Here is a 12,673-nt window from a genome sequence, read left to right as displayed (position 1 = left end):
TCGGATATAATAATAGGGGCGGGCAGATCAAAACGTAACGTTTTATCGGACTACCCCTATTGAGCGTTTAAAAAGCTTCATTCATCTGTTTCGGAATAGGTAATATTGAGAGGAGAGCAGTCCGCAGGGACGGCAGGATTTATGAAAACAATTACTGTATTAGGTTCGACCGGATCTATCGGAACACAGGCATTAGAGGTCGCAGGCAAGCATAATATTAAAGTAAAAGCTCTGGCTGCCTGTTCAAATTCAGAGCTGCTGGCTAGGCAGGCTGTAAGCTTCGGAGCGGAGTATGTATGTATTTACCGTCAGGATAAGGTCAATACTTTAAAGCAAAAGCTTGGCGGAACGAATATTAAGGTACTGAGCGGAATGGACGGATTAAAGTATATCGCGGCTCTTGACGGGGTCGATATAATGCTTAATTCTGTAGTGGGAATGGTAGGACTTGAGCCTACTCTTACCGCAATTGAGCATAAGACCGATATAGCTCTTGCGAACAAGGAAACGCTTGTCGCAGGGGGGGAGCTTGTCATCAGTTCCGCCGAGAAAAACGGAGTGAAAATATATCCTGTTGACAGTGAGCATTCGGCTATATTTCAGTGTATGCAGGGCAATAAGAAGGAGCAGGTCAGAAAAATCATACTTACCGCTTCAGGCGGCCCGTTTTTCGGGCGTAAAAAAGAGGAGCTTGAAAATGTGACGGCGGCTGACGCGCTTAAGCACCCTAACTGGTCTATGGGCAGTAAAATTACGATAGATTCGGCTACCCTGATGAATAAGGGTCTTGAATTTATCGAGGCTATGCACCTGTTTCATTTAAAGCCTGAGCAGATAGAAATAGTAGTTCACCGTGAAAGCGTAGTTCATTCTGCGGTGGAGTATAACGACTGCTCGGTTATTGCACAGCTAGGCGTTCCCGATATGAAAATTCCGATCCAGTATGCTCTGCTTTATCCTGAACGTACGGAATGTCCGGTAAGATCTCTTTCTCTTACCGATTACGGAACGCTTACCTTTTCAAAACCGGATTACGATACCTTTGATTGCCTGAGAGCCTGTATAAAAGCAATCACTGTCGGAGGTACCATGCCTGCAGTAGTTAACGGTGCAAACGAGGCGGCTGTTGAGAGCTTCCTCGAAGGAAAGATCGGTTTTCTCGATATAGGAAGACTGGTACTCGGCGCACTTGAAAATGTTAAGCGTGAAGAAATAAAGGATCTGAACAGTATATTGTCGGCAGACAGAACAGCGAGAAGCTATGTGTATGAAAAAATAAGAGAAATGAAGAAATAAAATCTATAATGAAAGGCGACATTTGATGAAAATTCTTTTTGCATTGATAATTTTTGAGGTAATTATTCTGATCCATGAGTTCGGACATTTTATCGTTGCTAAAAAATGCGGGGTAAAGGTAAATGAGTTTGCAATAGGAATGGGTCCTGCGCTTCTTAAAAAGCAAAAGGGCGAAACTCTTTATGCATTAAGGCTTTTTCCGATAGGCGGATACTGTTCTATGGAGGGTGAAGACGAGGAAAGCAGCGACAGCCGTGCTTTCTGCAGAAAATCTGTTCCTAAGAGAATGGCTATAGTTATCGCAGGGATCGTTATGAATCTTATTCTCGGATTTGTACTGCTGATAATTTATACATCGTTGTCAGCGCCCATTACTTCGACTACAGTATCTAAATTTGAAAGCGAGAATGCCAGATCTCATGTAACCGGTCTTGAAGAGGGAGATAAAATAATAAAGATCAACGGAATAAGAATTTTCACCGATATGGATATAAGCTATCAGTTTCAGAACGATAAAGACGGCGTATTTGATATGACTGTATTAAGAAACGGGGAAAAAACCGAATTAAAGGGAGTTACTCTAGATACAGAAAATAATCTGCTTCACATTGACTTTTTAGTTGAGCCTATTGAAGCGACTCCGCTGACTGTAATTTCTCAGTCGTTCAAGCAGGGAGTAACGTATTCGAGGCTGATATATATTTCACTTGCTGACCTTGTTACCGGAAAATATTCCATCAGGGATCTGTCAGGTCCTGTCGGTATAGTCAACGTAATAGGAGATGTTATAGACAGCGAAACAGATAAAGAAACAGGAATCGACTGGCGTGCGCTTTCGGAGCAAATGCTTTCTCTGGGCGCTTTTATTACAATAAATATCGGATTGTTTAATCTGCTTCCTTTGCCTGCACTGGACGGCGGACGGCTTATTTTCCTTATAATAGAGGCTATAAGAAAGAAGCCTGTTTCTGCCGAAAGGGAAGGAATGGTGCATTTTATCGGGCTGGCGGCGCTTATGCTGCTTATGGTAATAGTTACAGTCAGCGATATTGTAAAGATTTTCTGACAGTGAGGTTGTATTAATGAACAGACAGGTAAAATCGGTTAAGGTCGGAGATCTGACGCTTGACGGCAAAAAAATTTATATTCAGTCTATGCTGAATGTTCCGGCTTGCGATATTGAGCGTTCCGTTGAACAGGCAGTATTGCTGGAAAAGGCCGGCTGTGAGATAATCAGGGCGGCGGTTCCGGATAAGGACGCTGTCAGGCTTATTTCTGCAATAAAAAATAAAGTGAATATCCCTCTGGTCGCTGATATTCATTTTGATTACAGACTTGCAGTCGCGGCGGCAGAGGCCGGAGCTGATAAAATACGGATAAACCCCGGAAATATAGGCTCTATGGATAAGGTCAAAGAGGTAGTAAAGGCTTGCCGCAGCAGAAATATCCCTATAAGGATAGGAGTAAACGCAGGCTCGCTTGAAAAGGATCTGCTTGCAGAATACGGTTCTCCCGTACCTGAGGCACTTGTCAGAAGCGCTATGCGTCATGTAAAAATTCTTGAGGACTGTGATTTTGAGGATATTGTTATTTCAATAAAATCGTCTAACGTGCTGAATATGATAAGCGCATACCGTATGCTCGCTCAGGAATGCGACTATCCGCTTCATCTCGGAGTAACTGAAGCCGGTACTGAAAGAATGGGCATTATAAAATCAGCTGTAGGAATAGGCTCTCTGCTTGCTGACGGGATAGGGGAGACTATACGGGTCTCTCTCACTGACGATCCGGTAAAGGAGATCTATGCGGCAAAGGATATTCTCAAAGCGTTAGGAAAAGGCGGCGGCGTTAAAATAGTTTCATGTCCGACATGCGGAAGAACAAAAATAGATCTGATATCTCTTGCAAAAAAGGTTGAGGACGCTACAAGAGATCTGGATAAAAACATAACTGTTGCCGTAATGGGCTGTGCAGTAAACGGAATCGGAGAAGCCGGAGAAGCGGATATAGGTATTGCCGGCGGCGATGGCTGCGCAGTTTTATTCAGAAACGGGGAAAAGCTGTATAAGGTAGAGGAAAGTGAAGCGTTGGCGGCGCTTCTTTCGGAGATTGAAAAGCTGTAAGGAAGTTGAAATGAATAGTTATACATTGAAAGGTTTGTTTGAAAAATACAGCGGAATAATTCCGGCGTCAATGGAAGACGGAAGGGTTCTGAAGCTTACTTTTTACGAACAGCAGAATAAAATATCTGCTGCGGTTAAGTTTGATTCGCTTCAGGCCTTTGATTTGCTGTCCGAATGTGAAGTAAAGCTTGCCGAGGCAGTCGGAATAGAGAAAATAGAGATATTATGCAAATATACCCCTGATATGCTGACTGCCGATTACTTCGGCGAGCTTGTCAAATTCATGAAAAACAGATTCCCGGTCGTAAACGGCTTTTTTGACGGAGCAGAAGCTGAGTATACAGACGGAACTTTTACTGTAAGACTTATGCACGGCGGCGAGTCGGTTTTGAAAAAGGCCGGAATTGAATCTCAGTTCGGTTCTTTGGTATATGAAATGTTTTCCGTAAACGCCGGGATTAAATTTACCGGAGTTACAGAAACAGATGAGGAAGCTTTCCGCAGGGAACAGGAAGAATTTCTTCAGAATATGCCCATAAGCGCTCCCACTTACGGGTCATCTCAGGGATTTGCCGATCAGAATCCGGTACGTTCAGGAAATGCTGACAAGAAATCTGATTTCCGCACTTGCAGTGTAGATTTTACAAGGCTTAATCTAATAGCTGACGGAGCAGTCGTACTGAAAGGCTCGCCTATAAGCTCTGATTCTAAGGTAACGGATATGAAGAATATACCCTTAGAGGGAATGGATGAGCCTGTAACGGTTTGGGGCGAGGTTTTTCACGTTGATACAAGAGAGACCCGAAACGGAATGCTTATAGCAATTATTTATCTTACTGATTTTACATCTTCATTTTCTATAAAAATGCTTGGAGGGATCAGAAGGGGACGCTCATCAAAAATGCTTTCCAGGGACGAGCTTGAAGCAATGCTTGAAAAGCTGAAAAAGGGGGTCTGTATAATCTGCTCCGGAAAAGTGGAGGTAGACGATTTCGATCATAAAACCAATCTGACTCCGGATAGTATCATGCTTGTAAAGCGTGAAAAGGAAACTGATAATGCAGCTGAAAAACGTGTAGAGCTTCACTGTCATACAAATATGTCCAGCATGGACGCGCTTACCTCTGCCGATAGGCTGGTAAACCGTGCCTTTGAATGGGGACATCAGGCTATCGCCGTTACGGATCACGGAGTTGTTCAGGGCTATCCTGACGCTATGAACGCAGTTGCAAAGATAAGGAAGAACGGCGGAAGCTTTAAAGCTATTTATGGAATAGAAGCCTATGAAGTAAATAATGACGTTAATATTTATAAGGGCTGGGATAAGCGGAAGCTCACTGATGAAATAATAGTATTCGATCTGGAAACTACTGGAACGTCTGCGTCCGGAGATAGGATCATTGAGATCGGTGCAGTAAAGCTTAAAAACCTTGAGATAACCGACAGGTTTGATATTCTTGTAAATCCCGAAAGAGAGCTTACTGAATTTATTTCCAATCTCACTCATATTACCGACGATATGCTCAAGGACGCGGCAGATGAAAAAACTGCTATAGAAGCTTTTCTGAAATTCTGCGGTGAAAAGCCTGTTTTCGTTGCACATAACGCTGATTTTGACACAGGTTTTATAAGAGAAGCGACCCGCAGATTAGGGATAAAGTATGAGTTTTCTTCAATAGATACCGTACCGATGAGCAGGATAATGCTGCCGCAGCTTGAAAAGCATAAGCTTAATTACGTTGCCGAGCATTTCGGCCTCGGCGACTTCAATCACCACCGCGGCTGCGATGACGCAGAGGTGCTTGCGGAGATATTTATAAGATTGTGCAGTCAGCTGACAGAGCAGTATCCGGGAATGTTCATCACAGTAGATATGCTCAACAGTCTTTTGGCTGATACTAATGACATTAAGGACAAACCTACATATCACCAGATAATACTTGTCCGTAATAATATCGGTCTGAAAAATCTTTATAAGCTTATTTCTATGTCTAATTTAGACTATTATAAAAAACGCCCCAGAATACCAAAATCCGAATTGGTCAAATATCGTGAGGGTCTTATTGTCGGAAGCGCCTGCGAAGCTGGTGAGCTTATCCAGGCGTATCTTGAAGGAAAGCCGATAGAACAGATAAAGCAGACGGCAGCCTTTTACGATTACCTTGAAATTCAGCCGCAGGGCAATAATATGTTTATGCTTACGTCTGAACGTCCGCCTTATACTGATATAACTACCGAGGAACAGGTCAAAGATATAAATCGGTTTGTTGTAAAGCTTGGAGATGAGCTGGGTATTCCTGTTTGTGCTACCGGCGATGTTCATTTTATGAATAAGGGCGACTATCAGTTCAGAGCGATCCTGCAGGCGTCAAAAGGTTATACGGACGCAGACAGACAGCCTCCGCTTTACCTGAAAACAACTCAGCAAATGCTGGACGAGCTTTCTTATCTGGGAAAGGACAAGGCATTTGAAACCGTCGTAACAAATACAAATTACTTTGCTGATATGGTCGATAAGGATCTCAAGGCTTTTCCTTACGGAACATATACGCCTTTTATCGACGGAGCGGTAAGGGAGCTTCAGGTTATATGCTGGAAAAAAGCCTGCTCTATTTACGGTGACTGCGATCCTGATGAGGTAGCTATTCCCGACGGCGATGAGGGGATAAACGAGCCGTTTAAGGAGCATATTCCCGAAATAGTTTATAAGCGGCTCGACAGAGAGCTATCTTCGATAATCAAGCACGGGTTCGCTGTACTGTATATGATCTCGCAGAAGCTTGTTGCGAATTCGGTGGAGCACGGCTATCAGGTCGGTTCAAGAGGATCGGTAGGTTCGTCATTCGTTGCTTCAATGTCTGGAATTTCCGAGGTTAATCCTCTTATGCCTCATTATGTTTGCAGAAAATGCAAGCACAGCGAATTTATTACCGACGGTTCGGTAGGTTCAGGCTTCGACCTTCCCCCGAAAAACTGTCCGAACTGCGGAGAAAATATGCACCGTGACGGACATGATATTCCGTTTGAAACGTTTCTTGGCTTTGACGGAGATAAGGCTCCTGATATTGACCTGAACTTTTCAGGAGATTATCAGTCCTTTGCACATAAATATACGGAAGAGCTTTTCGGTGCGGATCATGTATTCAAGGCAGGAACTATAGGCGGAGTAGCTGAAAAGACCGCTTTCGGCTATGTAAAAAAATATTTGGAGGAGCGCGGAAAGGTCGTTCACCCTGCGGAGGAGCAGAGGCTTATTAACGGCTGTCTTGACGTTAAAAGAACTACCGGTCAGCATCCGGGGGGAATGGTGGTTATACCAAGCGATTATGAGGTTTACGATTTTACGCCAGTTCAGCATCCGGCTGAAAAGGCAGATTCTGATATTGTAACCACACACTTTGACTTTCACTCTCTTCATGACACTATCCTGAAGCTTGACGAGCTGGGACACGATGTGCCGACGCTTTATAAATATCTTGAGGATATGACCGGACTGGATATACTTGAAATACCTATGTCTGACGAAAAGGTTTATTCGCTATTCACTTCTCCAGAAGCGCTGGGCGTATCAAGCGAAGATATTATGTGGGAAACCGGAACTCTTGGGATACCCGAAATGGGTACCGGATTCGTATGTCAGATGCTCCTTGAGGCTAAGCCTAAAAATTTCAGCGATCTTTTGCAGATCTCCGGACTATCCCATGGTACTGACGTATGGCTCGGAAACGCTCAGGAGCTTATACACAACGGAACCTGTACAATTTCCGAGGTTATAGGTACTCGTGACAGTATTATGACTTATCTTATATATCACGGACTTGAACCTAAGCTTTCCTTTAAAATTATGGAGATAACCCGTAAGGGAAACGCTCCGAAGCTGCTTACAGAGGAAATGAAACAGGATATGAGAGATCATAATGTTCCGGAATGGTATATTGAAAGCTGTCTTAAAATCAAATATATGTTTCCTAAGGCTCACGCTGCGGCGTATGTAACCTCGGCTATAAAGCTTTGCTGGTTTAAAATATACAGGCCTCTTGAATTTTATGCCGCATTGTTTACAGTACGAGGAGAGGATTTTGAAGCGGAAACTGCAATAAAGGGCAGACATTATGTTCAAATGAGGATAGAGGAGCTTAAAAATAAATCAAAGCAGGACAGAACAGCCAAAGACGACGGCGTTTTGGATACATTAATGCTTATACATGAAATGCTTTGCAGGGGATATGATTTTTTACCTGTAGATATTTTTAAATCTCATGCTACGATATATCGGATAGAGGACGGTAAGCTAAGACTGCCGTTTTGTTCGCTGTCGGGAGTCGGCGCAAATGCGGCAATAAGCTTATATGAAAAGGCTCAGCATAAGGACTTTATTTCAATAGAAGAATTTCAGCAGCAGAGCGGAATTGGAAAATCAGTTGTAGAAACGCTTGAAAAAAGCGGAGCTTTCGGTGATTTGCCTAAATCAAACCAGATATCGCTGTTTTCATTGTAGAATATAGATGAATTTTTATTCTGTATACTGTAATAATTGACAAGGGGATAAAACTGTGATATTATATTACTATGGTGTCATGATACTATAATATCACTTTAATGTATTAAAGCACGCTGTTTTTATTATGAGAGGAATGTAGATAATGAAAAGATACGACCTTATAACACCGGAAGGAACAAGCGATCTGCTATTTAACGGCTGCCTGGCAAGGCGAGCTGTTGAAAATAAGCTGTCGGAGCTTTTTAAAGGGTTTGGCTACAGCGAGGTAGTAACACCCGGGATAGAGTTTTACGATCTGTTCAGCGGCAGTTCAAGAAACTTTCGGCAGGAAAATATGTATAAGCTGACTGATTCAAAGGGCAGACTTATAGTCTTGCGTCCGGATTCTACTATTCCTATAGCAAGGCTTGCTTCCACAAGGCTTAAATATGCTCAGCTTCCGCTCAGGCTTTTTTATAATCAGTGTATTTATGAAAATAATTCATTGCTTAAAGGACGTTCAGATGAAACCGTTCAGTCAGGTATAGAGCTTATAGGCGGAGTCAATACAAAGCGTGCTGATTACGAGGCGCTTAGCATGGCTGCTGAGTCGCTTGCTGAATTTGATAAAGAAAAATTCAGGCTTGAAATAGGTCATATCGGCTATTTTAAGGAACTTGTCGCACATCTTGACGTTGATGAAAGAGTTAGAGAAGAGATACGTCTGCTTATTTCAGCTAAGAATTATCCTGCACTTAATGATCTGCTGGACGAAGTAGGAGATAATCATATAACTAATGCACTCAAACATCTGCCGAGGCTTTTCGGAGGTGTAGAGGTTTTTGATAAAGCAGCTGAGCTGTTTACTGACGAAAGAATAGATAAGATATTAGGCTACCTTAAAGAGGTTTATCACAGATTATCCAGTCTGGGCTACGACGGTAAGCTATCCGTCGATCTCGGTATAGTAAGTCATGCGGATTATTATACCGGAATCGTATTTAAGGGCTACATTTCAGGTGTAGGTCAGTCGGTTCTCAAGGGAGGACGCTACGACGGACTGCTTGCGGAATTCGGAGATCCCTGTCCTGCCGTAGGTTTTGGCGTTAACTGCGATGCGGTTGCCAATTATCTGAGAAAAAATAATCTTGCACCGGAATTGAAAAAGCCCGACTGTATTGTTTTCGGAGAAAAGGGTTATGTAGTAGAAGCTATAGCTTATGCTCAGAAGCTTGTAGATATAGGTATGACAGTAGAAAACAGCCTATTCGATACTATAGATGAAACAAAGGAATATGCTGCCGCAAAGGGAATACATAAGATAGCGGTTATCGGCGAAGATATAAAGGAAATTTTACTGTAATAAGTAAGGGCGGAGGTAGACATATAATGAATAAACCACTAAGAATAGCTCTTACAAAGGGCAGACTTGAAAAGGATACGGTAGGACTTCTTGAAAAAATAGGTTATGACTGTACCGCGGTAAGGGACAAGGGAAGAAAGCTCATTTTACCTGTTCCAGACGGAAATCTTGAAGTTGTTCTTGCCAAGGCAAATGATGTTATTACATATGTAGAACACGGTGTTTGCGACATAGGCGTTGTCGGCAAGGATACGATCATGGAAATGCAGGGAAAGTTTTTTGAGCTTTGCGATCTCGGCTTCGGCAGATGCAGATTTGCACTTGCCGCAAAAAAGGGGTCTAAATTCTACGGCGGATATAGCGTAAAGACAGTTGCTACAAAGTATCCTAATATTACTAGAAATTATTTTGAAAGCAAGGGTATGGACGTTGAGATAGTAAAGATTGAAGGCTCGGTTGAGCTTGCGCCGCTGCTTGAGCTTGCTGACGGAATAGTCGATATTGTAGAAACCGGCACAACTCTCAAGGAAAACGGGCTTGAAGTTATAGAGGATATCGTTCCCGTATCGGCAAGACTTATTGTAAATATGGTAAGCATGAAGCTAAGGCAGAAAGAGATTGAGAACTTTGTCGAGCTTGTTGAGAAAGCTTTATAACGGGGGAAAGAGTAATGCAGTATGCAATTATGGCAGCCGTTGTCGGTGCCTTTGTAGGAATTGTGTTGTATCTTGCAATAAAAGACATAAAAAAAGACTCAGAAAGAGTAGCCTCTATGACTGAAGAACAGAAGCAGATGCTTATTGAAACGCCTGACATTCCGGCTGAGGGACTGTCAAATGCCATAGTAACGCAGGGGCTGATTTATGAGGTCAAGAGAAAAGGTTCATCGAAGGTGTCGCTGGTTGTAATGTTTTATAACAGGTATTATCCGAATTTCAGAGATGAAATCAAGCACGCTGACGTAAGTGCTAAGGTAGAGGAATTTGACGCACATGGTCTTCAAGAGGGCGATTATATTAAGCTTTTGCTTAATCAGGGTAAGCCTGCAAAGCTTATTTATTAATTAAAACGGGAGGTCAGTAAAATGGTAGTTATAAAGAAAATTTTCGCTAACGGCGTTGACGAGGCTGAGTTTTTCAAACAGATCGAACAGCGCAGCGGAGAAACTGATAAAAAGGTAACAGCGATTGTTTCGGAGATAATTGAAAATGTACGCAGTAACGGCGATAGCGCTGTTAAGGCTTATACAGAAAAATTTGACGGCAAGCTGCCGAAGTATTATGAGGTTCCGAGATATGTTATCAACGACGCAATGACTGAAGCAGACCCTGAATTTGTTGACGCTCTGCTCAATGCAGTTGAAAACATTTCCGATTTTCACAACAGACAGAGATCCCAGTCCTTCATCAATCCAAAGGAAAACGGCGTAATTCTCGGTCAGAGGGTCAGAGGTCTTGAAAGAGTAGGTCTTTATGTTCCGGGCGGCACGGCTGCTTATCCGTCATCGGTACTGATGAACGCGATTCCTGCAAAAATTGCAGGCGTTAAGGAAATTATTATGGTGACTCCTCCGCTCAGGGACGGAACTCCCAATAAGGATATTCTTGTAGCGGCGGCTGTATGCGGAGTTGACAGAGTATTTATGTCGGGAGGAGCGCAGGCTATTGCAGCGCTTGCTTACGGTACAGAGGAGATTCCTAAGGTAGATAAGATCGTAGGACCGGGAAATATTTTTGTAGCTACCGCAAAGAAGCTGCTTTACGGCGTAGTTGATATTGATATGATCGCAGGTCCGAGTGAAATTCTCGTTATGGCTGACAACAAGGCAAACCCTAAATATATAGCCGCCGATCTTATGTCGCAGGCTGAGCATGATAAGCTTGCCTCCGCAATTCTGGTAACAACCAGCGAATCGGTTGCAGATTCTACTATTACGGAAATCGAAAGACAGATGAAAGACCTTTCGAGAAAGGAAATCATCGAAACCTCGCTCTCAGATTACGGCGCAATTATTATCTGCGATACCAAGGAGCAGGCTTGCGATATTGCAAACCGACTTGCGCCTGAGCATCTTGAGGTTTTGTTTGAAAACCCAATGGAGTATCTCGGCAGACTTGACAATGCAGGTTCAATTTTCTTAGGACAGTACGCTCCCGAGCCGCTCGGAGATTATTATGCCGGTCCTAACCACGTTCTCCCGACCAGCGGCACAGCAAGATTTTTCTCACCTCTTTCGGTAAACAGCTTTGAAAAGCGTTCAAGCTTTATTTACTATACCGAAGAGGCTCTCGGCGCTGCTAAGGACGATATTGTGCTTATCGCAGAAAAAGAGGGTCTGACCGCTCATGCAAACGCTGTTAAGGTGAGATTTTAGGAGGTTTATATGTATACAGCATATTTAGATAATCTTCCCGAGGCGAAGAATAAATTTAATGTAGAGCTTGACGAGAACGAGAGAGTTGTTTTTACAGCAAATCTGGCGCTTTTCGGCACTGCTCCCGGCAGATTTCTTGGAGGGGATAATTCAAAGCTTACAATGACAAATAAAAGAATTATCGCAAACAACGGCGTTGGAGTGTGGACTGTAGATATTGCCGATGATATTGTAAGCTATGAGGAAATCAACAAGGGAGTTCTGATTTTCAAGGAGCATTATCATGTGATTATGTTGAACAAAACTATTTCATTCGGCGAAAATCTTTCCGAAACTATGGACGGCTTCAGATTTTATTTTAGGAAAAAGGACGGAACTGTTTTTGCAGAAATTATGAATAATCTGCTGAACTTTCAGTGATGTTATGTAGATATCTCTGCTGAGACAAAGGTGGATCTTGATGAATGATAAGTATATAAATAATATCACTTTGACAGATGAACTTCTTGACAGAGAACATTTTTGTCGTTTGGGTTATTGCAGAGAGCTGGAAACTTACCTATTAGTAATAGATGTGTGTTGGATCGCCATGTATAGAAGATATTATAAAATATCTAAAGAGGATTTTGATATTTATAAAAATGAAAAAGATGTGTTTTATGAGAAATATAAGAATGAGTTAAATCAAAACGGCGATTGTTTTACAGAAAATTTTATAGGAAGCGGTGCTTTAAGGGATTATGATGGAGCAAATAGATTTCAGGATGCATATAAGTCTGCTGAAATAAATCCCTGGCAGGGTTATTTATATCATGAGGGTGTTTTATATGCAAGGATTATATGGGAACACAAGGAAATTTATGTTCCGCCTGTTCAGATAAAACATATGAAAAATGGCGAATCCGAACGACCTTTAGAAAAAAATTGTGAACTGATAATAAACAAAAAATTTCAGCCTATATGTTATAGTCTGAAGGATATTTATTTTAAAAATCCGCATTAAAATACGTTTGAAGTTTTAAAATTTATAAGAAAAA

At 42.3% G+C, this 12,673-nt stretch carries 10 protein-coding genes; all 10 read left to right on the top strand.

Going from position 1 to position 12,673, the window contains the following annotated elements:
* The first annotated feature begins 141 nt into the window (after window positions 1-141).
* On the top strand, window positions 142-1,296 hold the full coding sequence (locus ACYQ0H_RS08775) for a 1-deoxy-D-xylulose-5-phosphate reductoisomerase (protein ID WP_459812472.1): 1,155 nt from the start codon (window positions 142-144) through the stop codon (window positions 1,294-1,296).
* Between the two features lie 25 nt (window positions 1,297-1,321).
* Window positions 1,322-2,362 (top strand): M50 family metallopeptidase, encoded by a 1,041-nt coding sequence (locus tag ACYQ0H_RS08770; protein WP_459812471.1) that lies wholly within the window; start codon window positions 1,322-1,324, stop codon window positions 2,360-2,362.
* A gap of 16 nt (window positions 2,363-2,378) precedes the next feature.
* Window positions 2,379-3,419, top strand: a complete 1,041-nt coding sequence (ispG, locus tag ACYQ0H_RS08765) for a flavodoxin-dependent (E)-4-hydroxy-3-methylbut-2-enyl-diphosphate synthase (RefSeq protein ID WP_459812470.1) — start codon at window positions 2,379-2,381, stop codon at window positions 3,417-3,419.
* A gap of 10 nt (window positions 3,420-3,429) precedes the next feature.
* A complete protein-coding gene (locus tag ACYQ0H_RS08760; protein WP_459812469.1) occupies window positions 3,430-7,917 on the top strand; it encodes a PolC-type DNA polymerase III in 4,488 nt (1,495 codons plus the stop codon).
* Window positions 7,918-8,062: 145 nt separating this feature from the next.
* Window positions 8,063-9,262, top strand: coding sequence for an ATP phosphoribosyltransferase regulatory subunit (gene hisZ, locus ACYQ0H_RS08755; protein ID WP_459812468.1), 1,200 nt, complete (start codon window positions 8,063-8,065; stop codon window positions 9,260-9,262).
* A 26-nt stretch (window positions 9,263-9,288) separates the two neighbouring features.
* Window positions 9,289-9,918, top strand: coding sequence for an ATP phosphoribosyltransferase (hisG, locus tag ACYQ0H_RS08750; protein WP_459812467.1), 630 nt, complete (start codon window positions 9,289-9,291; stop codon window positions 9,916-9,918).
* Between the two features lie 14 nt (window positions 9,919-9,932).
* Entirely contained in the window at window positions 9,933-10,325 is a 393-nt protein-coding gene (locus ACYQ0H_RS08745; protein WP_459812466.1) for a hypothetical protein, read from the top strand.
* Window positions 10,326-10,346: 21 nt separating this feature from the next.
* Complete coding sequence (gene hisD / locus ACYQ0H_RS08740; RefSeq protein ID WP_459812465.1) at window positions 10,347-11,636, top strand: histidinol dehydrogenase; 1,290 nt, start codon at window positions 10,347-10,349, stop codon at window positions 11,634-11,636.
* A 9-nt stretch (window positions 11,637-11,645) separates the two neighbouring features.
* Window positions 11,646-12,056, top strand: a complete 411-nt coding sequence (locus ACYQ0H_RS08735) for a hypothetical protein (RefSeq protein ID WP_459812464.1) — start codon at window positions 11,646-11,648, stop codon at window positions 12,054-12,056.
* Window positions 12,057-12,096: 40 nt separating this feature from the next.
* Window positions 12,097-12,639, top strand: coding sequence for a hypothetical protein (locus ACYQ0H_RS08730; RefSeq protein ID WP_459812463.1), 543 nt, complete (start codon window positions 12,097-12,099; stop codon window positions 12,637-12,639).
* Window positions 12,640-12,673 lie beyond the last annotated feature (34 nt).

Source organism: Hominimerdicola intestinalis (assembly GCF_054655215.1).
This window is presented reverse-complemented; position numbering and strand designations above follow the sequence as displayed.